Source organism: Fibrobacter succinogenes subsp. succinogenes S85, from assembly GCF_000146505.1.
GTDB lineage: Bacteria > Fibrobacterota > Fibrobacteria > Fibrobacterales > Fibrobacteraceae > Fibrobacter > Fibrobacter succinogenes.
The window spans coordinates 1,914,994-1,937,811 of the sequence record NC_017448.1 but is presented as its reverse complement, the minus strand read 5'-3'; the positions used below and the strand labels follow the sequence as shown (position 1 = coordinate 1,937,811).

22 protein-coding genes are annotated in these 22,818 nt (G+C 46.7%); 8 read left to right on the top strand and 14 right to left on the bottom strand.

Features of this window, described 5'->3' with window-relative positions:
* The first annotated feature begins 100 nt into the window (after positions 1-100).
* The gene (locus tag FSU_RS16305; protein WP_155808741.1) at positions 101-325 is read left to right on the top strand and encodes a hypothetical protein; all 225 of its coding nucleotides are present in this window, start codon (positions 101-103) and stop codon (positions 323-325) included.
* Positions 326-479: 154 nt separating this feature from the next.
* The gene (locus tag FSU_RS07905) at positions 480-2,420 is read left to right on the top strand and encodes a GGDEF domain-containing phosphodiesterase (RefSeq protein WP_014545927.1); all 1,941 of its coding nucleotides are present in this window, start codon (positions 480-482) and stop codon (positions 2,418-2,420) included.
* Between the two features lie 69 nt (positions 2,421-2,489).
* Here the strand turns inward: FSU_RS07905 and pgi are convergent, their stop codons facing one another.
* A complete protein-coding gene (pgi, locus tag FSU_RS07900; protein ID WP_014545926.1) occupies positions 2,490-4,154 on the bottom strand; it encodes a glucose-6-phosphate isomerase in 1,665 nt (554 codons plus the stop codon).
* Between the two features lie 192 nt (positions 4,155-4,346).
* Here pgi and FSU_RS07895 point away from each other — a divergent pair, with 192 nt between their 5' ends.
* Genes FSU_RS07895 through FSU_RS07880 form a run of 4 tightly spaced genes read left to right on the top strand, consistent with a single transcriptional unit; the run spans position 4,347 to position 8,706 of the window.
* Complete coding sequence (locus FSU_RS07895) at positions 4,347-5,045, top strand: SIMPL domain-containing protein (RefSeq protein ID WP_014545925.1); 699 nt, start codon at positions 4,347-4,349, stop codon at positions 5,043-5,045.
* Between the two features lie 2 nt (positions 5,046-5,047).
* Complete coding sequence (locus FSU_RS07890) at positions 5,048-5,617, top strand: HD domain-containing protein (protein ID WP_014545924.1); 570 nt, start codon at positions 5,048-5,050, stop codon at positions 5,615-5,617.
* The gene (locus FSU_RS07885; protein WP_014545923.1) at positions 5,617-6,726 is read left to right on the top strand and encodes a GTP pyrophosphokinase; all 1,110 of its coding nucleotides are present in this window, start codon (positions 5,617-5,619) and stop codon (positions 6,724-6,726) included. Before FSU_RS07890 ends, FSU_RS07885 begins: the two co-directional genes overlap by 1 nt.
* 18 nt (positions 6,727-6,744) lie before the next feature.
* Entirely contained in the window at positions 6,745-8,706 is a 1,962-nt protein-coding gene (locus FSU_RS07880; protein ID WP_014545922.1) for a GTP-binding protein, read from the top strand.
* A 40-nt stretch (positions 8,707-8,746) separates the two neighbouring features.
* On the opposite strand, the gene FSU_RS07875 is transcribed toward FSU_RS07880, so the two are convergent.
* The 3 genes from FSU_RS07875 to FSU_RS07865 all read right to left on the bottom strand — a co-directional run bounded on the left by FSU_RS07875 (position 8,747) and on the right by FSU_RS07865 (position 12,194).
* On the bottom strand, positions 8,747-9,652 hold the full coding sequence (locus tag FSU_RS07875; protein ID WP_014545921.1) for a DUF58 domain-containing protein: 906 nt from the start codon (positions 9,650-9,652) through the stop codon (positions 8,747-8,749).
* 75 nt (positions 9,653-9,727) lie between these two features.
* Positions 9,728-11,701 (bottom strand): TonB-dependent receptor, encoded by a 1,974-nt coding sequence (locus FSU_RS07870; protein WP_015731944.1) that lies wholly within the window; start codon positions 11,699-11,701, stop codon positions 9,728-9,730.
* Positions 11,691-12,194, bottom strand: a complete 504-nt coding sequence (locus FSU_RS07865; RefSeq protein WP_015731943.1) for a hypothetical protein — start codon at positions 12,192-12,194, stop codon at positions 11,691-11,693. The genes FSU_RS07870 and FSU_RS07865 overlap by 11 nt, the downstream gene beginning before the upstream one ends.
* Positions 12,195-12,428: 234 nt before the next feature.
* On the opposite strand from FSU_RS07865, the gene FSU_RS16470 reads away from it, so the two are divergent.
* Positions 12,429-12,572 carry a hypothetical protein gene (locus FSU_RS16470; protein WP_208854515.1) on the top strand — a complete coding sequence of 48 codons (144 nt, stop codon included), beginning with the start codon at positions 12,429-12,431 and terminating at the stop codon, positions 12,570-12,572.
* A gap of 26 nt (positions 12,573-12,598) precedes the next feature.
* Here FSU_RS16470 and FSU_RS07860 read toward each other — a convergent pair whose 3' ends face one another.
* The 7 genes from FSU_RS07860 to FSU_RS07830 form a co-directional block, all read right to left on the bottom strand.
* Positions 12,599-13,024 (bottom strand): hypothetical protein, encoded by a 426-nt coding sequence (locus tag FSU_RS07860; protein ID WP_014545917.1) that lies wholly within the window; start codon positions 13,022-13,024, stop codon positions 12,599-12,601.
* Between the two features lies 1 nt (position 13,025).
* Positions 13,026-13,868 (bottom strand): metal ABC transporter permease, encoded by an 843-nt coding sequence (locus FSU_RS07855; RefSeq protein WP_014545916.1) that lies wholly within the window; start codon positions 13,866-13,868, stop codon positions 13,026-13,028.
* 39 nt (positions 13,869-13,907) lie between these two features.
* On the bottom strand, positions 13,908-14,588 hold the full coding sequence (locus tag FSU_RS07850; protein ID WP_014545915.1) for a metal ABC transporter ATP-binding protein: 681 nt from the start codon (positions 14,586-14,588) through the stop codon (positions 13,908-13,910).
* Positions 14,589-14,614: 26 nt separating this feature from the next.
* Entirely contained in the window at positions 14,615-15,607 is a 993-nt protein-coding gene (locus tag FSU_RS07845; RefSeq protein WP_014545914.1) for a metal ABC transporter substrate-binding protein, read from the bottom strand.
* A 338-nt stretch (positions 15,608-15,945) separates the two neighbouring features.
* The gene (locus tag FSU_RS07840; RefSeq protein WP_014545913.1) at positions 15,946-16,347 is read right to left on the bottom strand and encodes a Fur family transcriptional regulator; all 402 of its coding nucleotides are present in this window, start codon (positions 16,345-16,347) and stop codon (positions 15,946-15,948) included.
* Positions 16,348-16,426: 79 nt separating this feature from the next.
* Positions 16,427-17,575, bottom strand: a complete 1,149-nt coding sequence (locus FSU_RS07835; protein ID WP_014545912.1) for a CobW family GTP-binding protein — start codon at positions 17,573-17,575, stop codon at positions 16,427-16,429.
* 180 nt (positions 17,576-17,755) lie between these two features.
* Positions 17,756-18,133, bottom strand: a complete 378-nt coding sequence (locus tag FSU_RS07830) for an Hsp20/alpha crystallin family protein (protein WP_014545911.1) — start codon at positions 18,131-18,133, stop codon at positions 17,756-17,758.
* Positions 18,134-18,264: 131 nt separating this feature from the next.
* Between FSU_RS07830 and FSU_RS16300 the strand changes: the two genes are divergently transcribed.
* A complete protein-coding gene (locus FSU_RS16300) occupies positions 18,265-18,534 on the top strand; it encodes a hypothetical protein (protein WP_155808737.1) in 270 nt (89 codons plus the stop codon).
* On the opposite strand, the gene dinD is transcribed toward FSU_RS16300, so the two are convergent.
* The 3 genes from dinD to FSU_RS07815 all read right to left on the bottom strand — a co-directional run bounded on the left by dinD (position 18,482) and on the right by FSU_RS07815 (position 22,716).
* The gene (gene dinD, locus FSU_RS07825; RefSeq protein ID WP_014545910.1) at positions 18,482-19,321 is read right to left on the bottom strand and encodes a DNA damage-inducible protein D; all 840 of its coding nucleotides are present in this window, start codon (positions 19,319-19,321) and stop codon (positions 18,482-18,484) included. The two genes, FSU_RS16300 and dinD, sit on opposite strands and share 53 nt — an antisense overlap.
* A 206-nt stretch (positions 19,322-19,527) precedes the next feature.
* Positions 19,528-20,964 (bottom strand): RNA-binding domain-containing protein, encoded by a 1,437-nt coding sequence (locus FSU_RS07820; protein ID WP_014545909.1) that lies wholly within the window; start codon positions 20,962-20,964, stop codon positions 19,528-19,530.
* A gap of 63 nt (positions 20,965-21,027) precedes the next feature.
* Positions 21,028-22,716, bottom strand: coding sequence for a competence protein CoiA family protein (locus FSU_RS07815; RefSeq protein WP_014545908.1), 1,689 nt, complete (start codon positions 22,714-22,716; stop codon positions 21,028-21,030).
* Between the last annotated feature and the right edge of the window lie 102 nt (positions 22,717-22,818).

The following is a 22,818-nucleotide window of genomic DNA, read 5'->3' as shown; positions in this document are numbered from 1 at the left end:
TCGCGCCAAATTTAAAAATTTTGTCCTTACTGCCGAGCTCGTTATGCTCGATTTTCGTTGACTATTTGTCTATTTTTGACTTCTTTTGTATATTAAAATCATGAAATTTGTTTTAATTGCTTTTGCTTTGTTTGTTTTAGGTTGTGCGTGCGATAATCCGAGGGGCTGCCCTGCTGTAATCGGCGTCGGCAATAATTCAGATGAAATGCAGCTGAGAAAGGATGGCCGCGATGACCAGTCCGCTCAAATGGCAAAAATGCCTGCGCCTCCGACGGAAGCTTGGTACGCCCGAGCCGGTGGACGTCAATGTTCAAAACCAGAATGAACCGATTCCGGTTGATGATAGGCTTGATTTTAGTAAAGTGAAGTAAATCCTAGTATTTATTCCAATGTATAGCGCCCAAAATGTGCGTTTTTTCACCATCTGCGTACACGGGATGGGATTATACATTATATTTATGATGCTCTAGGGTATAGCAATGATAAATTTTCTGGATTACGCAAATCATGTGTTCTTTTTTCCGTCGCTGTTGGCGAGCGGGTTTTTGCTTTTTACGCTGGCTGCGCTTGGTGAAAAACAGAACTTGAAGAATGTTCTTTTTTGGGGTGCCGTTTTTTCGCTGACCCCCTACATGATTTATTCGGACTTGATTTATCACGGGATGATGCACTTGCTTGGGTGCATGATGGGCGAGGTTCCGTTATTGCTCGACGTGATAGTGGACTACATGAGCCGCGTCATTCTGATTCCTGTGGCGATTTTTGTTTTTGGGAAGGTGCTTTCGATCCACTGGTCTCCATCGCTGTTCATGCTTTCGGCATCTGTCGGTGTGGGTTACCTCGGCATGGTGGTGGGCAAGACGCAGGTTGGTGCTGCCCTAGTAAACTTGGTTGCAATTTTCATTTGGTGGAAACTCCTTTGGAATGAACTTTTATTTGTCCGTAACACGCAAATCTTTGCGCGCTTTGGGTTCTTGGGTTTTGTCACGTTATTTAGTATGCTAGTGAACCTCGCCATGTATGTGTGCGTGCGCATGATTGAGGTAACTCCTGAATTTTTGAATTACCTTGTCTTTGTATCGTGGTTCTTCTGGCTTACGCTTACGATTGCGGTGAAGCTTATTTTCAGGACGGTGCGCTTGACGCAACAGGCGGAAATTGCGCGTAACCATGACAAGCTGACGGGGCTCCCGAATGCGCTTCTGTTCTCAAACTACGTGCAGGACTTGCTCTTTAGGAACCCGAGGAAACGCTATGCGTTTGTCGCTTTTGATTTGGAAAATTTCAAGGCCTTTAACGAGAGGTTTGGCTTTGAAGAAGGTGACGGTGCGCTGAAGTTCATGGCGGATACGTTTAAGACGCTGTTTGGCGAGCGCTATGTGACGCATGTGTCGTGCGATACGTTCCGCGTTGTAGGTGATGCCTCCGGGATGAAGGCAAAAATCAAGGAAGCGCATGACAAGATTCGTAGCTTCTCGACTCAAGGTGTGCTAGAGCTCAAGGCGGGCGTGTATGTGCAGCGTGTTGAAAATGAAAACGTAGAACGTTGCTTTATGCGGGCTCGCCTTGCCGAAGCGACGACCAAGGGCGTCTACGATGAATATGTCGCCGTTTATGCCGATGAAATGGGCGCCCGTGAACGCTTGAAAATGTACTTGATTGCACACATTGACGAGGCTGTAGAAAAGGAATACATCAAGGTCTTTTATCAGCCCGTCGTGGATATCAATACGAACAAGCTTTGTGGCTTTGAAGCGCTTGCCCGTTGGGATGACCCGGAGCACGGATTCTTGCCGCCGCTTGATTTTGTAGGCGTTTTAGAAGACGCTCACTTGATCCAGAAATTGGACTTGTTCGTGCTCAAGAAAATTTGCGAAAAATACCGTGTGGAAACGAATTTGGGGAACAAGTGCGTTCCGATTTCGTTCAACCTTTCGCGTCTGGACTTTAAGCTGAGTGACATTTATAAGGAACTCACGCGGTTGACTAAAGAATATAACGTGCCGCATGAGATGATCCATATCGAGATTACGGAATCCGTGCTGGACGGTGACGAGGATGGCTATATCCGTGAACAGGTGACGCGTTTCCAAAATGACGGATTTGAAGTCTGGATGGATGACTTTGGTTCGGGATTCTCGTCGTTGAACGTGCTGAAAGATTACGATTTCGACTTTTTGAAAATTGACATGATGTTCTTGCGGAACTTCTCGGAAAAGTCCAAGGTGATTATCCGCGCCATTGTGGAAATGGCTAAGCTATTGCATATTGGCACGCTTTCGGAAGGTGTGGAGATAAAGGAACATCTAGACTTTTTGAAGGAAATCGGATGCGACCGCGTGCAGGGTTATTATTTCTCGAAGCCGCTCCCGTATGACGAGGTGATGGCGGTGCTCAAGGAAAAAGGCGTGGAAGTTTAGGACGCGTAAGATTGAGTACAAAAAAAAAGCCGCAGCGGAGTGCTGCGGCTTTTTCTATAAAGGTCTTGATTAAGCCTGGTGAGCCTTGAACCACTTGATCAGTCCGTTGGTGGAGCTGTCGTGGTGGAGTTCTGCGTCGGCCTTTGCAAGTTCCGGGAGGATCTTCTTGGCGAGCTGCTTACCGAGTTCAACACCCCACTGGTCGTAGCTGTTGATGTTCCAGATAACGCCCTGCGTGAAGATCTTGTGTTCGTACATGGCGATGAGAGCGCCAAGGCGTTCCGGGCTCACGTAGTCCATCATGATGGAGTTCGTCGGCTTGTTGCCTTCGAATACCTTGTGCGGAGCGAGAAATGCGATTTCTTCTTCGGACTTGCCGGCGGCGCGGAGTTCTTCCTGAGCCTGGGCGAGAGTCTTGCCGTTCATCAATGCTTCCGGCTGAGCGAAGAAGTTGGAGAGCAACTTCTGGTGGTGATCGCCAATCTTGTTGTGGCTGTTTGCCGGGGCGATGAAGTCGCACGGAATCATCTTGGTGCCCTGGTGGATGAGCTGGTAGAAGGCGTGCTGGCCGTTCGTACCCGGTTCGCCCCAGAGGATCGGACCCGTCTGGTAGTTCACGCGCTTGGAATCGCGGTCAACGGTCTTGCCGTTGGATTCCATGTCTGCCTGCTGGAAGTAGGCGGCGAGGCGGTGGAGGTACTGGTCGTACGGGAGCATGGCGTAGCTGGATGCGCCAAAGAAGTTGTTGTACCAAACGCCGATGAGGGCGAGGATGACCGGGAGGTTCTTGTCAGCCGGAGCGGTCTTGAAATGCTGATCCATTTCGTAAGCGCCCTGGTGGAGCTTCATGTAGTTTTCGAAGCCGATGCGGAGGCTGATGGAAAGACCGATTGCAGACCACAGGGAATAGCGGCCGCCAACCCAGTTCCAGAATTCGAACATGTTTGCCGGGTCGATACCGAATTCGGTAACGGCTTCGGTGTTGGTGGAGAGAGCGACGAAGTGCTTTGCGATAGCGGACTTGTCACCGCCAAATGCCTTGAGGACGGCGGCCTTTGCAGTTTCGGCGTTCGTCATGGTTTCAAGAGTCGTGAACGTCTTGGAAGCAACGATGAAGAGCGTTTCTTCAATGTTCACCTTCTTGAGGGTTTCGGCCATGTGGGTGCCGTCGATGTTAGAAACGAAGTAGACTTCCGGAGAAGTTTCGCCTGCGATCGGCTTTTCTGCATACGGCTTGAGAGCTTCGGTGACCATCACCGGACCGAGGTCGGAACCGCCGATACCGATGTTGACAACGTACTTGATGGACTTGCCGCTTTGGCCTTTCCACTTGCCGCTACGGACGAGATGCGTGAAATCTTCCATGTGCTTGAGCACGGCGCGAACTTCAGGCATGACATCCTTGCCATCGACGCAAATCGGATCGTTACCCTTGTAGCGGAGTGCGGTGTGGAGCACGGCGCGCTTTTCGGTGGTGTTAATCTTTTCGCCAGCAAAGTACTTGGCGCGCATGTCTTCGAAATTGGCAGACTTCAGGAGGTCCTGGAGCTTTGCCATGGTTTCGTCGGTGATGATGTTCTTGGAGTAGTCGAGGAAGAGTCCGCAGGCTTCGGCGCTGAACTTGTCGGCGCGAGTCGGGTCCTTCGCGAAGAGTTCCTTCATCTGCCAAGTCTTGGCGACTTCGGCATGGGCCTCGAGGGCCTTCCATTCCTTAGAATCAGTCAGTTTAGACATAGATTATCCTTTCCGCACACGCGGGTTTTTGTTACGGGGGAAAATTTAGAAATTAGACTAGAGACTAGAGACGAGAGACGAGAGAAAATAGGGGATGTTTGCGGCTAATGACCATTGACCAGTGACTACTAACTACTCAAGATTGTATATTAAACTTATAGCCGTGGGTGTTTCGCGGCGAAGGAGAAATATATGTCTAGAGTTAAAGAAGCTTTATTGTTGGCTATTGGTATTCTCGGGCTTGGCGCATTCCTCTATTGCGCTATGATCCACACGAAAGATAGGGACCGTGTTGTGTCGGTCCGGGGACTCTCGGAACGCGAGGTCAAGGCCGATTTTGTGATTTGGCCTATTGTGTACAAAGAAGTCGGGAATGACCTTTCATTGATTCACGATGCCGTGCAGACGAAAAATGCAACGCTTGCAAAGTTCTTGCGCGATAATGGCGTGGATGCGGCTGAAATCAGCTGGTCTGCTCCGGAAATTGAAGATGCCCAAGGCGAACGCTATGGCGATAACCGTCGTCCGTTCCGCTACATTGCAACAGTGGTGACGACGGTTGCATCGAAGAATGTAGATCGCGTCCGTGAAATCATGGGCAAGCAGGGCGAACTTTTGAAACAGGGAATTGCATTCAGTGGCGATGATTACCGCTACCGCAAAATTTACAGTTTCAATGGCCTGAACGAAATCAAGCCCGCGATGATTGACGAAGCGAACAAGAACGCCCGTGCTGCTGCTGAAAAGTTTGCGACGGATTCCGAAAGCAAGCTCGGTAAAATCAAGACAGCAACGCAGGGACAGTTCTCCATTAGCGACCGTGATGAAAATACGCCGTTTATCAAGAACGTGCGCGTTGTGACCAATGTTCAGTACTTCCTGGAGGACTAAAAATGGATACTTCTGTTCTCGACAAGGCAATTGTTTTTGCGGTCAAGGCGCATGCTGGTACGGGTCGCCGCGGAAAAGGCTTTCCCTACATTGTTCACCCGATGGAAGCTGTGGAAATTGTAGCGACTATGACGGATGACCAGGAATTGATGGCGGCTGCCGCTTTGCACGATACCGTTGAAGATACGTCTGTTACTTTGGATGATATCAGTCGCGAGTTTGGACCGCGCGTGGCGAAACTTGTGGAAGAAGAATCGGACGTGTTCATGGAAGGCGTGAGCGAATCGGATTCTTGGCATTCTCGCAAGCAGGCGGCAATTGACCGCTTGGCAGGGGCCAGTCGCGATGCAAAGATTGTGGCGATGGGCGATAAACTCAGCAATGCAAGAATCATTTATCGTGATTTTGTCCAAAAAGGCGATGAACTCTGGAAAATTTTCCACGTGACCGATATTAAGGAACACGAGTGGCATTATCGCGGTTTGGCTGCATCGTTGAAAGAACTCGAAGGTACTTTTGCGTATGCAGAATTTACGGACCTTATTGAAAAAATATTTGGCGGTAGAAGATAATGAGTGAAGACTCTGTTGAAAAATATGGGTTGAATCCTGCAGAAACGATGATTCTTGAAGATTATCGCGATAAGCTCCCTGTTTTTGAAAAAATGAGGGATTTTGTCTGCGATTTGCTCAAGAAAAAAGTGGCAGAGAACAATATCTATGTGACTGCCGTTGAAGCGCGAATCAAGGCAGAAGCAAGCCTTGCCGAAAAGCTTGAACGTAAAAATGGCAAGTATAAGTCTCTGACTGATTTGACGGACATTTTGGGTGCTCGCGTGATTGCGTTCTATAACGACGATGTGGATAAAATCGCAGCGCTTGTCGAGAGCTTGTTTGAAATTGACTGGAGAAATAGCGTTGACAAGCGCAAAATGCACGAACTCGATAGTTTTGGCTATAACTCGTTGCATTTTATATGTACCATTCCGAAAGCTTTGTTCGAAGATCCGGAGTACCCTGAACTCAATGAAATTCGATTTGAAATTCAGATGCGTACGGCATTGCAACATGTGTGGGCAACGCTAGACCACGATACGGGTTACAAGTCGGGCTTTGAAATTCCTCGTGAATACTTGCGCAATTTGAACCGCTTGGCGGGAATGTTGGAACTTGTTGATGAGCAGTTCTGCAAGATTCGTACGGATATCAATAATTACAGGTATCATGTGCAGTCGCTTGTGCATTCGGGACGCTTTGATGAGGTGGCGCTGAACGGCGACTCGTTTACGAATTACCTGAAATTGCGACCGTTTGATAAGTTGAACCAGCGTATTGCGGCAATCAACCAGGCGGAAATTCACGAGTCGTCGATGATGCCTTTTTTGAAGGCGCTGAAGTTCTTACGCTTTGAAACGCTTGCAGATGTAGATAAACTCATCAAGGAGGATTCCGATGATGCGTACCATTTGGCAGCGTTTCAGCTTGCAAATACGGACTTGGACATTATCAATTCGTCGCTGGGTGTGATTAGCCTGCTTGTGGTGTACATCTTGAAAAAAGGTGGCGGTGTGGCGGGAATCCGGACGATTCTGGATGACCTTTATGGTGAATCTTCGGGTCACGAAGCTTGGGCAAATCGACTCTACAAGAATGCGCTGAAACTCTCGTTCATGAACCGGTAAAAATGTATCTTTGGGCTTATGAAACAGCCGATTCGAAATATTGCCATTCTCGCCCACGTTGATGCGGGCAAGACGACACTTTCTGAGAGAATCCTTTTCGCGGCGGGCGAGATTCACCGCCCAGGGCGTGTGGAAGATGGCTTAGCCACGATGGACTACATGCCCGAAGAAAAGGAACGTGGCATCACGATTGAAAGTGGCGTGGCGCATTTCGAATGGAAAAATACATGGTTCAATTTTATTGATACGCCGGGGCATGTCGACTTTGGTGCCGAAGTCGATATGGCGCTTACGGCTGTGGAAGGCGCTGTGCTTGTGGTGAGTGCCGCAAGTGGCGTTGAAACGCAGACGCTTGCTTCATTTCGCAAGTTGCGCGAATCTCGCGTGCGTACGATTTTGTTTGTAAATAAGCTCGATAATCCCGATTACTCGCTGGATGAAACGCTCATCAACATTGAAGAAACGCTTGGCGTGCGCCCGGTGCTCATGTCTGTGCCGCAGTTTAAAAATGGCAAGATGTGCGCGATGCTCGATGTGCTGAGCCAGAGCCGCTTGGTGCATTCGGAATCGGGCGCGGAAGTTCTCGATGACGGTTGGGAATCGGATGCGGGTGCGGCGGAAGAACGTGCGCTTTTGAAAAAGTATTACGATGAAGCGGTGGAATTTGCAAGCAATTTTGACGATGAAATTTTGTCACTTGCGCTTGAAAATAAGCCGGTGCCGCCGAAGATGCTTTTGCGTGGGCTCAAAGCTCTTGCGGCTAGCGATGAGTACGTGATTTGTTATGCGGGTTCTGCGCTGGAAGGCTTTGGCATTCGCAGCCTTGTGACGGCGCTTTCGTTCTTTTTGCCGGAAGTCCCGACGTTTGTAAAAAATGAGCTTGGGCAAGTTGTGCGCTTGAGACATTTCCGTGGCGTGGGCGAGATTTCGCTGTTCCGCAGTCACGTGGATTTGTTGCGTCGCGATTGGCCGGCGGGTTTTGAATTTTCAAGGCTCAAGGCGAATATGCTTTTGCCTGTGGATGAAATCCGTTCGGGCGATATTTATGCGATGGTCTCGCCGTTTGAAACGGAACTCGGGCAGGTGATTTGGTTAGATGGTAGACGAGAGACGAGAGACGAGAGTGCGGCGGGGAATGCCGCGCCGTCAATCAGCGAAAATTATTTGCCATTGTTGCAAACACGTGTGGAATGCGTACGCACGGAAGATTATGCCCACGTGGAACGCAGCCTCTCAGTGCTTGCACGAATGGATCCGAGTTTCCGCGTGCAAAAGGACGATGGCGGATTCTGGTATTTGCATACCGTGGGCGAGGTGCAGCTTGATGTTTTGCTCGCTCGCCTCAAACGTGAATTTGGTTGCGAAGTGCGTGCAGGGAGCCCTGAGGTGCGGTGGCAAGAACGTTTGTGCCGCGAAGTTGGACCTGCCGAAAATACATTCCAGATTGGCCCGCACAAAATGGCCATCAGTATTTCGGCATCTCCGCTAGAAGGCGATGCGCATGACATTCGCTTGTCTGCGGAATTTATGGAAAAGGCTCCGCTTGAAATTTTGGCAGGCGTGCGCTCGGCACTTTTGGAATCGACTGAAGTTGGCGTGCTCGGCAAGGGCCCGCTTGTGGGTGTGCGTTTTGAAGTCCATCGCTTTGAATGGACGGAAGGGGCGCTCCCGCCGATGATCAAGAAATGCTGTGCGGATGCGGTGGCAAAGCTCGTGAAACCTGCTGATGTGCAATTGTATGAACCTGTGATGGAACTTTCACTCGAATGCCCTGTGAATTTTGCGGGGCTTGTGACGGGTGATATCCAGGCCCGTGACGGCAAAGTGAAAGAAATCGAAGGCGATGGCAAAACGCACTTTTTGAAAGCTGACGTGCCGCTTCGAAAAATTTTCGGATATGCAACAGGTGTTCGTAGCATCAGCAAGGGCACTGCGCTTTATAGCATGAAATTGCTCGGGTATAGACCGGCGACGGTTTAAAGTCGCACGGCTTTTGCTTTACATTCTTGCGGCTTTCGCGTTACCGGCTGGCAGCGCGAGCGCGGCGGCGGAAGTGCTCGATGAGCGGGGCGACGGTTTCCTTGAAGTCGTCGTGAGTCTCGATGCGGACAAAGTCAATGGACATGCGCTGGAAGAGTTCCTTGGTGGCTTTGCCTTGACGTTTGGCTTCGCGGGCGAATGCTTCGCGGAAGGCGGCATCGCCAGTGTCGATTAAAAGCGTTTCGCCGGTTTCGGGGTCTTCGAGTTCTACGAGGCCTGCGGGCGGAAGTTCCATTTCGCGCGGGTCAACGACGGACACGGCGAGAACGTCATGGCGCTTGCGCAAAATCTTGAATGCGTTTTCGAAACCTTCATCCAAAAAGTCACTCATTACGACAACGACAGCTTTGCGGTTCAAAATCTTGCCGGCATATTCCAAGGCTACTTGCGTATTGGTGCCATGGTGTTGCGGCTTGAAGTAAAGAATTTCGCGGATGAGGCGCAATACGTGCTTGCGGCCTTTTTCGGGCGGGATGAAAAGTTCGACCTGATCGGTATAAATGAGGAGGCCGACCTTGTCGTTATTCTTGATGGCCGCAAAGGCGAGGAGAGCCGTGAGCGTTGCCATGACTTCGCCCTTCATTTGCTTGCCAGAACCAAATTCGGAGCTGCTTGAAGCATCGACCATGAGGAGCATAGTCATTTCGCGTTCTTCGATGAACTTTTTGACGTAAGGCGTGCCGGTTCGAGCGGTCACGTTCCAGTCAATTGTGCGCACGTCATCGCCGGGCATGTATTCGCGAACTTCGCTGAATTCCATACCGTTCCCTTTGAAGGAACTGTGGTAAGCTCCGGTCATCACGGTGTCGAGCGTGCCGCGCACGGAAAGTTCAATGCGGCTAACGGTCTTTAAAACTTCTTTATCAAGCAATTCTTTATCGGCCATCGTAATTCTTCTTTTTTACGCTAAAGAATATACAAATATCGCGCGAGAAAGACCATAATCGCCACCGCTTTGCCACTAAATCTCGACTTTTGCGAGGATGCTTATATTGCGTCCTTTCTCGGGCATGACGGATTTGAGTCGAGAAAGATGGTTGCGTACGTCGGCGTTGAACACGTTATCGCCACGGAGGACAATGCTGTAATTGGCGAGTGCAAGCGACCAGTGGAATTCTAGGAGCGCACCAAACGTGATATAGCCGGGTGTGCGTTGTTCGTAGCGGTCTAGGCGGTTTTGCGCGAGCGCAAATTCCGTGTTAATTCCTGCGCGGACGTGTTGCCAGATGTAAGCCATTTCGGCGTGAAAATGGAACGGCGGAATTTGTGGCATATCGCTCCAGTTTTCGTTCTGGTAGAATCCACAAACATAACTTGCGCCTGCTTGGGCATAGAATCCCTGCTCTGCAGAAGTCTCGATGGATGCGTTTGCGCCCATGAGGAGCGCGTCGTCTCCGCTGACTTGATAAATCGGCAAAAGTTGGGACCAGTTGGTGTCTCCAGTGGCGCGTGGTGCCAAGTGATTCAGGAACCAGGTGATGTGTGTTGAGGCTCGCCAGTTGAAGTGCTCGCCGTAATCTCGAAATTCGAGTTCTGCTCCGTAACCGCTTTCATCATCGAGCTTGTGATAGCCGCGTTCGTAAGTGTAGGCGGCGAGATGCGGACCTTGGTTGTAGAGTTCTTCGATGGTCGGGGCGCGTGTGGTGCGGAAAACATCAAGAGTCAGGAATTTCCCGGGGGCGACGATTTGTGAAAATTCGGCAGCGAAAGCCCATAGTGCAAAATTGCGGTCTTCAATAGCGTCTTTGTCTGCAACGACGCTTTCGCGTGGCCTGAAAAATGCTCCGCCAAGTCGTGCGGATAAGGTGATTTCTAAACCATCCCATCCGTTTATGCTAGCGATGGAAAATAGCGATGCGGCGTAAGAATTGGTGGGTGGTGTAAAGACGTAACCGCCCATTTCGACAGAGCGGCTGTCTAGTTCTGTACCGAGGTGGATGCCGAAAAATGGACCGCTATTGGCGATGAATTTTTCAATGCGCAAGTTTGCCTGATTGACAGCGAATTCTGCACCGACGTATTTCTTTGTCTCAAATTCCTTGTGGTGGTATTGATTGTAACGGAAGATGACGTTCAGTGTGTCGGGGCGGGCTGCGGGAATGTACAGTCCTTGCAAAGTAAAATCGCGTTTGGATAGTTCAATGTCTACGCCGTTGGGGTGACCACCGATGAATCCGCCGGGAATGCCGTAATCGGAATTGAACGAGCGGAAGGATGCTCCGAATTTGAAGTGTTCGAGGCTGTAGGCGGCACCGATGGCGATGCTCCTGTTTTCGATATCCGTATTTTTGAGCGTGCCTTTGGATGTTTCCATGTCGCCCATGTTGCGGGCGGAAACTTCACCTTTGAGCGAAACGCCGTGAACGTTGGCATTTGCACTGATAACGGTTGCGAATCCCGGTTGGCCTGTTTCGGCGTAGTTTGCAATGTTGCTGTGGAAAAGCGAATCATCGTAGGGAATGTCTTGGTGATTGACTTGAATGACACCGCCTGCGGTGGCGAAAGATTGTGCGAGAATTTGCGGTCCGCGCGTGATGCGCAATTTGTGTGCGGTCAGGACTTCGGATGCAACGGCGTGATCGGGCGAGGTGGCGCTCATGTCTCCGCAAAAGGAACCGTCTTCGGTAAGCGTGACGTGACTGCTTGAAAGCCCCTTGATGACAGGGCGTGCGGCGGCAGGGCCCATCGAACGGATGGCAATATCGGGCTCGTTTTTTATAGTCTCTGCGATAGTTGTAGAAATTTTGCGGTTAAGTTTTTCGTCTTTTAAAACTTCGTCTTCGCGGAGGCCATTTAAAATTGTTTCGCTAGATTGCTCGGCAATAACTGTTGAATTGCCTAAATCTTGGATAAATTCTTGGGCAAGAGAAAAATGAAGGAAGCCTCCGCAAAGGAGGCTCCCCATGACAGCCCTAAAAAGGGTGTTAGTCATCATCGTCATCGTCCTGGAACGGGCAATCTTCTGCCTTCAAGGCTTTGTCGACAATGACGCGAATTTCCGGCGTACGTGCGTCGGCATGATCGTGGTGCTTGACCTTGAGCGTCAACGTTGTTTCGCCTTCCTTGACGCCCTTTAAGTGGAAACCCCAGCTGCCACATGCTTCGATGTCGAGGATAGATTCGTCGCCAATGCTCCAGCCGAGTGTGTGCTCGTCGTCCTTGGGTGCGGAAACTTCTTTCTTTTCGTCATCAAGGAACTTAACGGTCAAATGTTCGCTAAGGCAGTTTGCATTGACGCGGAGCGTTTCAAGACTTGTGTCTTCTTTGCCCTGGTAAACGCTGTAGGCGAGTTTCCTGTCGGGCCAGTAGAGGTTCCAACCTTCGGCTTCGAAGTGTTCGTGCTGATCGGTGGAGGTGGAATTGCTGTCGCTGCATGCGGCGAAGAGTGAACAGAGAAGTGCTATTGCCAAGCATTGAATCTTTTTCATTATAAATCCTTTTTTTTGCACAGTTGTGCTTTTTTTAAGACAACGTTTCAAAAGCGCCTAAAGAGGTGTAATTAGGCGGACTTGTGTTCTTTATTTTTTTTGGATGAGTTATGCCAAACAGATGTTAGGCGGGCCGCGTGGCCTGTAATGAAGGATTGTTGAAAAAGTTTTTTGTGTGAGGTGTGGTATAGTTATAAGGAAAAGAATGAACCAGAAAACAGTAACTTCTGGTGTATGGTCTTTAATGTCTTCGCATTCGTGAATCAATGCGCAAATAGGGCAGTCTTCGTGACCGTCAAAATCGTCATGGTGATGCTGGGCAATTGCCAAAAGGCTTGCCGCGATAAGCACAATGGCGAATTTACGCATGTTCAATAGGTTTATCATTGGACTGATTTACGAAATTATCTGAAAAGTATGGCGTCCTTGATAATCGGGAATCCGATTCCGTCTTCTTCTTTTTCGAATTCAAAAGTTCCGATGATGGTGATGGATGCTCCTTCGGATGGATATTCGCTTGGATATTTACGTGGCTTGGCAAGCTCAAAAGCGAGACCTTGCGAGCAACAGGCGAGAGCGTCCTTGATGACGCAACCGAAAAAGCGACGGTTTGTCTCTTCGTCAACGTAGCTTGAAAATATTCCTTTCATTTTGATGGTCTTGCCGGTGTATTTTTGTGGGTCGGTGACCATTTGATAAACTATGGAATAGACCATGGTACTGCTCATGCGCGTGAGATCAATATCGGCGTGAGTATTTGTGGATACTTTGGCAAAAGCAGATACGGTAAAAACGAGTGCTGTGAGGATGATGGTGAATGCTTTATGCAAATTACATTCTCCTATTACGAAGGGTACTTGCAATGAAGCAAATGAGGAATGCGACTATGTCTGCTGCGACAATTGTTGAACCCACAGGAGTCCCGGCAAGTATGGCGGCGATGATTCCTGTAAGTGAGCAGATTACAGAAATTGTGGCTGCAGCAACTGTTACCGTGAAAAAGCTTTTGAAAACTCGCATGGCTGAAAGCGCGGGGAAAACAACGAGCGCCGAAACGAGCAAAGCTCCGACGAGATTCATGGCAAGGACGATAATCGCTGCGATAATGATTGCGATAAGGAGGTTGAAAAAATTGACGTTGACGCCTGTCGCTCGTGCGAAATTTTCGTCAAAGGTGATGGCGAAAATCTTGTGGTAAAAGAGGACGAATGTGACAAGGACGATTGCAGAAAGGGTTACGCAAAGATAAACGTCTGTCGGCTTGAGCGTAAGAATGGACATGGAACCGAAAAGCGTTGTGCAAACATCGCCTGCGATATTTGCCGAAGACGAGAAAATGTTCATTAGCAGATAGCCGATGGCTAGAGCCCCCGCCGATACCATGGCAATGGCGGCGTCGCCTTTGATTCGCGCGTCTTTACCTCCGCAGAGGAGCAAAATGGCTACAACGATGGTCACGGGCAAAATGATGAGCATGTTGTTCGTGACTTTAAGAACTGCCGCGATTGCGAGTGCTCCGAATGCAACGTGTGAAAGTCCGTCGCCAATGTAAGAATAGCGCTTTAGAACGAGCGTGACTCCCAAAAGCGAGGAACACAGCGATATGAGTGTTCCTACGATAATCGCATAACGAACAAAAGGGAAGTCTAGGTAGAAGAAGAGTTTGTCGAGCATTACAAAGTGGTTAGTGATTAGTGGTTAGTAAACAGGTTACTATTGCATTATTTCGTTGAAGTTCAGTATTCGGGTGGAGTTGTTGCGGGCGGCGTCTATATCATGCGTTACCATCACGATGGTCATGTTCTTGTTTTCGTGAAGGTCCTTGATGATGTTGTACATGTTTTGCGATGATTCGGGATCGAGCCCAGTGACGGGCTCGTCTAAAAGCAGAAGCCTTTCGGCAGCGCATAATGCCCTTGCTAAAAGAACGCGCTGCTTTTGGCCTCCCGAAAGTTCACGGAAGCTTTCCTTGCGCAAATTTGTGGCGTGCGTCAATTCCAAACACTCGTCTGCACGCTTGCGGAGGGCTTTCCCGTAGAATGGTAATAAAAGGTTTTTCCCTTGGAACGCCGAGAGAACAATTTCTTCAACAGATGCGGGAAAATCTTTTTGCGTCACTGTTATTTGTGGCAGGTAACCAATCTGGTTTCGCTTTAGGCCGCTGCTGAGTTCAATTTTGCCGGCTCTTGGGTGCAAAACGCCTGCGAGCCCGCGCAAAAAAGTTGTCTTGCCGCAACCATTCCGACCGATAATGCTAAGATAATCGCCTGAATGAATCGTATAGTTGAAGTTGTTTACAATGTTCTTGCTCCCGTAACCAAGTGTGATGTTGCTGCACTTGAGTAAAGGGCTTTTTGTTTGACTTATGGAATTTGTATTTAAATTGTTATTCATGCGATTTATTCTTAGCAAGAGAGAAATTAGTTCAATGCTTTTTTCAGAACGTCCAAATTGGATTTCATCAGCGAGAGGTAATCTATGCCTCCTGCGATTTGTGCTTCTGTGATGGATTGCATTGAATTAATGGAGAGGATTTGTGCGCTCTTGGAATTTTTGCTTGCAGCGAGGACGGCCTTGGCGATTTTATCGTTGCTGTTCTCGATCGTGAAAATTACCGGAAGCGATTCTGCATCCATTTTTCCTGCGAGGAATGCGATGGTCTCGAAACTTGCCTCGCTCTCAGCGGAGCAACCAACAAACGCGGCATAATACTTAATACCATAATCGTCCACCAGATAGCGAAATGGGAATCTGTCACCAAAGAGGACCGTCTTGCGGGTGGCTCCATTGACGGCCTCGCGATATTCTTTATCAAGGGACTGGATTTGGGCAATGTAGGCATCGGCGTTTTGCTTGTAGACTGTTGCGTGGGCGGCATCAAGCTTGGAAAGTTCTTCGGCAATTTTATTGACGATTATTTCGGCATTTTTCAGTGAAAGCCAAACATGTTCATCGTTTTCGACTTCTTCATCGTGGTGATGGTGCTCGTGTTCTTCTTCGGCTTGCATGCCTTCGACAACTTCTTCCACCTTTACGCGGTCGCCAAGAACCTTCATCAAGTTGATTTCTGTGCGGCCTTTTTTCGGTGTTGCTTCAAGAGCTTTTTCAATCCAATCGTCGGATTCACCACCAACGTAAATGACCATGTCGGCGCTTGCAATCTTTGCGATGTCTTGTGCGGTCGGCTTGAAACTGTGCAGGTCGATGCCGTTCTTGATTAGCAAAGCGAGATCTACGGAATTGGTTTGATCACCGAGAATGGACTTTGCCCAAGAAAATTCGGGGAAGATGGTGGTGACCACAGAAAGCTTGCTTTCTTTGGTGGTGTTGTTTTGGGGAGCGTCGTTGCAGGCGACAAAAGCGAACAAGGCTGCGACGAAAATGGCGCAGGCCAGAGAATAAATTTTTTTCATTTTTATCCTTTTGGGAATGTTGGAATTTTTGTGGAAAACTGCTTGTTGTGTTGTTGTTCTGCTTTGAAAATTAATTTAGCAGTAATATTTTTTGTGAAACAAGCGTTGTCGGGCGCAGTACGATGACTGCGAACTTTACCAACTTAAAAAGAAAGCAACGGCAAGTTGATGCTATCGGAGCTTCAACAAGCTCAAAACAAAATTCTGAAATGATATCCAGACAATGGTGGATGTGGTGGCAGACGTGGCAATGCTCGCCATGACAATGATGTTCTGTGCGGTGCTCTGCGTAAAAGAGCGCTATCGCTACCACCAACTTGTCAAATAAATGGAACAATTTATTTCCTTTGTCTGCTGCAAACGGCGCAATGGCCGAGTAAAACCGATTGCTGCTGGTCAAGAATGAAGCCATTCAGGCGTTCAATGGAATGCTGCAAAAGGCGGAGCGCGGGACCTTCCAGATGAAAAAACTTTCCGCAGTCTTTGCAGACGAGGTGCATCTTGGAGGCGCAGCGGCCCGGGCCTGTATAGCGGTATTGAAGTTCGTTGTTCTTTTCGGCTCCAACGATTTGCACCATTCCTGCTTCTTCAAGCCTTGCCAAATTGCGGTAGATGGTGCTCAACGAAACATCGGGCAGACTTTGTGCAATTTCGGAAGCCTTGAAAATACGGTCAGGATTTTTGACCATATAGTCCAGAATCATCTGGCGAGTCTGTGTTTTGTATTCCGTTTTAACCATTTTCACCATTGCCTTTGAAAATGCAATTCATTCCCAAATTGAAATTTAGTCAATTTGAGAATGATTGTCAAGTATGCCACTAGGCGATCGCCCGCTCGTCCAGGCACTTTTCAAGTTCGAGCATGATCTCGTCCTTGTTGTAGCCCCTTCCGATGAATACGACCTGGTTTTCTCGGTCGCCAAATCGGGAATCCCAGTTTTCCTTGAGCTCGGGATTGCTTGCAATATAGGATTGCTTTACGTCTTCCTGGAGTGCATCGATCCAATATGAAACTGGCATTACTGACGAATTGCGACCTGCCTGTTCAAAAAGTTGCACGTCGCGGCTGCAGTCCGAGAACCAGATGTAGCCCTTGGAACGGATGAGCTGTGTGGGGTAGCGGTTGTTTACAAATTCCATGAAGCGTTCTCTGTTGAACGGTTTGCGGGCTTCAAAGACAAATGAAGAAATTCCGTATTCATCAACGCAACCGCTGCTTGAACGGCTGGGGTTTTTTAGGCTTTCCATGGCCTTCTGGATTGCGGACGAGGAGTCTATTTGCCCGTAGTTGAACGGCTTTTTCGTCATAATCTTGTCAATGTCAATTTCGGCGTTGACCGAGCGGATGATCGGGGCGCGAGTCTGGAAATCACGTACGATGGATTCCACTTCTTTCAGTTGGTCTTCGCTGAGCAAATCGCATTTGTTCAAGGCGATGAAGTTGCAAAATTCAATCTGGTCAACAATAAGCGTTGATATTTCTTCTTGAGAAAGTTCGATGTCGTTAAACATTTCGTCTTTTCTGAGCTTGAGGTCGCTCAGAAATTCTCGGTAAATACGGTCGGCATCGACCACCGTGACGATGGAAGTTAAGTAAACGTTCGTGTTGGGATTTTCATCTTCGTAGGCGAGGAAGCTTGCGCTGACGGCGCCGGGGTCACTGATGCCGGAGGCTTCAACAAATACGACTTCGATAGAATCAAGATTGGAAATCTTCTCGATTTGCTGAATGAATTCATCGCGCAGAGTGCAGCAAATGCAACCGTTTTGCAATTCAAACATTGGACATTCGGTGACATTTGAACCGTTCTTCTTTAAAATTTCGGCATCAACGTTGATGCTGCCCATATCATTCACGATGAGGGCGACTTTTCGCTTCTCTTGCTTGAGAATATTGTTTAAAAGTGTCGTTTTGCCAGAACCCAAATACCCAGTAATGAGAATTACCGGTTTCTTATTTTTTTTCATAAGAATCCTTTATATGGAATGTGAAATTACAATTTGCGAATCATTTGCAAATTCAAATATAACACAAAAAAGAAAATTTGGCAATAAAAATTCCCGACATCGCTGCCGGGAATCTGTTGTTCTAAGGAGGAGGTATGAAAAAGGACTTTATGAAATTTTAGGCGTTAGCCCAATCGCTTTTTAGGCGATGGTAATCTTGCGGGCTGCGGCCTGAGCTTTCTTGGAGAGATCGAATTTCAGGATACCGTTTTCCAAGGAGACTTTAATGTTGTCGGTATCGATATCGTCGGCCAAGCGGAAGCTACGTTCGTAAGTGAACTTTTCGTCCTTGCGTGCGCGGGTAGCCTTGACCGTCAAGATATTCTTTTCGACCTGGATGTCCATGTCTTCTTTCTTGACACCCGGAAGTTCGACTTCGAGAGCAAAGCCGCCTTCGGTTTCGTAGTAGTCAGCCTTCGGCGTGTAGGTGCTTTCGCCCTGTGCGTTTGCGGCGTTCAAGCTGTCAATGAAGTTCTGGATACCATAGAAAGCGTTCGGAAGGATCTGTGTGTTCATCATAATTTTAACCTCTTTTTGTTGCGGGCTCGGCGTTTACCGTTGGCCCTTTTGTTTTACACCCTACCTTAAGCTAAAGCCGTGCCAACTTTTTCGATTTTGAGAGTTACGCAGAAAATTTTTTTTGTGAGGTGATGGCGAAAATTGCAAAAATGGCGAAATTTGATGAAAAAATGCGGTTTTTGGTGGGTGGGACGGCGAAAAAAGTGCAAAAATGTGTGCGCGGGTGGCTGAAAAATGCGATTGAATGGGCGCAAGCGAAGTTGGTATTTCAGAAAGTGACGGTCGGTGTTTCGCTAGTGAAACAATCGGTGCGTCAAAATGAAATGGGAACTCTTTTGGCGAGATTTGTTATTTCTTCGCAATGGCTTTCTTGCGTTCCTGTTTCAACTTTTTGGCACTGATCTTGGGAGTGGGTAGGTTTTCTGGCATTGTTCCGCCAAGTTCAGCAATAGTTTGGCGAACTTTCTTGCCCACGGCAAAATGTGTTTCATTTGCCAATTCTTTTCCCTTGATGTTTTCACGACGGAGTTTGTCGTCGGTTTGTGTAATGCGGAAAAGATTTGCAGCAAGCTCTGTAGCTCCCATGTGGTCCAGTATTTGTTCGTTTTTCTTAAGTCCTTTGCGTTTGTGGATATCCTTCATTCCCAAGCCGTTATAAAGACCCTGATATCCACGATTCTGAAATACAGCATAATCCACGGGCGTTTCGACGCCGGCAGCTTTTGCGGAGCTGGCAAGGAATTTATTGCGAATCGTTACTTCGTCACGGATGGCTAGGCGTTTTTCATCTTCCGAAAGTTGTGCGACTTCATCAGAAATTTCCTTTTGACGAGTTTTAACAGCGAAATATGTTTGTCCAAGAGCGATTACTTCTTTGCGAGGGTCCCCGTTCATTACAATCAGGTAGCAAGCGTAACGGGAAAGTTTGTAGCTATCCATTTTTCTTTCTGCTCCGCTTCCGATTCTGACCATCTCGCTCACGTGGGCGAAATGGTTTCCCTCATCAAAGCCAGTTTTCCGACATGCTTCGATAGCCTTTTCTATCACAGGTAGAAACTTGCCATATTCGGTATATTCTAAGGCTTTTTGCAGTTCTCTTGCGTACCAAAATTCATTCCCGTTTTCATCAATGTGCTTGAGTTTTTCAAACGTCTGCTGAGAATAAGTGGTAACTTCTTTTTTAGTCATAGGGTCTCCTGTGTTTATTATTTTTGCTGGGAGCGCCCTTGCAATATGGCAAAGCCAAATAAAGCAAAAGCGCATCATTCCTTTTTACGGAATGACGCGCTGAGATGTAATGTACCTAATATCCAAAAAACTGGCAAGAGGGGTAAGAAAATTTTACATAACCTACTACTTCCTGCGAATTTACGCAGCTATTTTTTTTATTCCTACTAGATTTCTATTAACACTTCCCAATATCCGTTACGTGTTGTACCAATGTGACGGATTGCTGGATTTGAGCCGTTCTTAAGTTTGTTAAGATAATACTTTATTTGATTTGTATCCATTCCCAATGATTGAGCCAGTTCTCCTTGCGTTATAGATGGGGTATTTTTGAGGGCGTGGAGAATCAAAAGCTCTTTTTCGCTATATTGGGTAGGATTGGGTAGGAATTGGGTAGGATTGGGTAGGAATTGGGTAGGATTGGGTAGCTTTCTGTCCCACGAAAGAGTTATTCTGAAATCGCCATGAAAATCTTGCATTTCAGGTTCTGGCAAGTTGTATTCTTGCATGGCTTTAAAAATATTTGGAATGCCGCTACCCCAAGTTTCTACGATACGCATGTAAATGAACGCTTCGGCAATGCCTTTATTACGAACGCTTGACATTCCCTCACGCATTTTTTCCAATGTGATATCCTTGTTTAGCGTTCCTGGAGATGTGACTTCCAACCTGTCGTCATACAAAGCGACCTGTATTTTTCGGGGGATCAAATAGCTGCGATGGCATACTGCGTTAGCGATAACTTCACGGATCGCTGCTTCTGGCAAAGCATATTTTTCGTGACGAAACAGCCCTTTCACTTCGGATTGAGCAGGAAGATTTTGTATTACGAACTGATACGCGGCTTCAATTTGTTCAAAAATCGGACCTTCCATATTTTGACGCTTCAAAAAGTCGCCTCGCGTTGTCCCTTTAAATACCGCACATTGAATCTTTGCATCGGAATATTCTTCGGCGTTTCCCTGCAAAAGCCGAAATCCGTTAGTTGCTACCAAAGATCGCCCGTCTTTCTTCAGCAATTTCCACGATTGTAGTTGATTGACGGTTGGTCTACGCAAAGCGAGACGTTCTTTTTTGCTCAGAGAAGATGAAGTGAAATCATAAATTTTATCGCATAGTTCGTCGATTTCTTCTTTTGCGACTTTTTCGCCAATGGGCTGTTGGTCAAATGATTCGTTATTCCCTTCAAGAACCAATTCCTTGAGCATATAACGCTCAGCTTCACGCGTTGTGGCTGCGACACGGACGAAAGTTCCATCCGTGATGCCCATACTTTTTATGTAGTAGGGTTGCTGCATGCCTACGGGAATTGTAACAACAATGATGTACTTTTTATCAATCTCCTGAAGGTTGATGTTGGGTCTGATTTTTGGTTCGCAGCTATTGAAGATGGCGTCAGCAATAGCATCTGCCTTTTGAAACACTTCGACCTTCTTTATGCCGACGACCTTGCGAGTTTTGTCATCTACGCCAAATACAATTGTTCCGCCTTTGCCGTTGGCAAAGGCGACAACGGTTTTCATATACTTGATACTCTGCTCGGGAATGTCCCTCTTAAATTCGAGTATTTCGGATTCTCCCGCTAAAATTTCTTCTTTAGTCATTTGGCGTATTCCTTTTGGCTTTAAAATAGATTATTGGAATGGCGAGTGCAATAGGGGATGCTCTTATTTATTTTGCGGAATGTTTTGAAACTCCACTATTTTCATTTTTTCTATCAATTCTTTTTCTCGCTTTAAAATGTTGAAATCCGCTTTGAAATAAGGGCATTCTTTAGGAGGATTCTTTTCTTGCAGCGGATGTTTGGGCGTTCCTTTTGTTTTGTATCGTGTGCAAATGTAATTGTTATTAATGCCGTTTGTTTTTTTTAGAGACCAACATAATTGACAGCGACAAATATCTTTTTGCAGTTTTTTGTAGTACAATAGAAGAAAAATGTACATATCTTCTTTAATGTTGTTTGTTCTTATGAATGCTCCTTCTTTTATTGTGTTTGAATTATTAAATGAATTTGATAATTCTGTACATCTGGCAGGACCTATATAGATTTTTCCACTTGTGTAAATAATGAATTTCCAAATGTTATGGTTGATTTCTGTGGGTTCCGCTTTTTTTTCTGCGTAAGGAGCGAAGTTCGTGAAATGAACATTCTTGTAATCGGATAATCCTTTTTTTAATTGATGTACATCGTTCTCATTGTATATCGTGATATCAATTGTGCGACGTGGAGAATTCTGTCCATATTCTAAATTTTCCGTATTAACACGAACTTCAATGGAGTTCTTCTGTATGTTTTCTCTGTATAGGACTAAGTCTGTACTGTATGCAACATCGTTAAATTTGTAATCCTTTGTATATTTATCAAAATGATGTGATTTTAAATCATATTGCTGTGTTGTAGGGATTTGACACTCTTGATAATATGGACATTTGTTATCATTTTTGCAAGAACGATATTGAGGAAGGTGAATTATAAAACTCTTTGAGTTTTCAAAAGCCTTTTGGATGGCTGATACAGCAGCACTTCTTAAATACATTTCATCTTTGCAAATGTTTGTTTCTTCTATATGATCAAATGTGTAGCTGCCGTTATCGTCAACTTTCAACACAACTTCTTTTCCGCAGCATGGACAATAATAGGAGTGCTTGTTTGCGTCAAATTCTGAGGGCTCTCTAAAATCAATTAATTTCCCCTTATCATCTATGGCAAAATGACGGTCTAATTTTACTAATCCTAACTCAGAATCAACCTTTGGGGAAGAATTACGATTAGAAACGGTATGTTCCGATGAACCCACTCCGTGTTCCCTGCTATATATCCATTTTCGATTTTCAAAACTTTGTGTGATAAATTCTCGCAATTTTTCTTTATCTTGACCGCAACTGTTTAAATCTATTTCAATACAATTTATGCGAGCGGAAATAATCTTGCCGGCTTTGTGGACGTCAACCTCATGAGTTCGTTTAAATTCAATCCAAAGTGTTTTTTCTCCATAATATCCAACGCAATCAGGTCTTAACTTCAATTCAGGGAAGTTCTTTTCTGTTTCGACTTTGTTGAATTGTAATTCACCCGCATTCTTGGGTAGCATAACACATAAAGATTCCTTTAAAATCTCTTTTGCCAAGCAATGTATTGCTGATTCAACCGCTCCTTTACAATCGGCTCCATCATTATGAGCGAAATGATGGGCTCTTTCTGTACCTCCGTTTTTAGCTTGTAGTTTACCACTGCAATGAGGACATTTGCAATTGCAGGAAAAACCATTCGGTACGCTATCGATGTGTACTGGTTTTCCGTTGATGTCAAGAGCGTAAATGAGATAAGGATTTGATTTCTTATCATTTGAGGACATATGTTTTAAAATACTGAAAATAGTAGAAATGAAGCTTTTTTAGAATTAATATACTTTATTTAAATAATAAGGCTGAAATATGATGTTGAAAAAATTCAATTA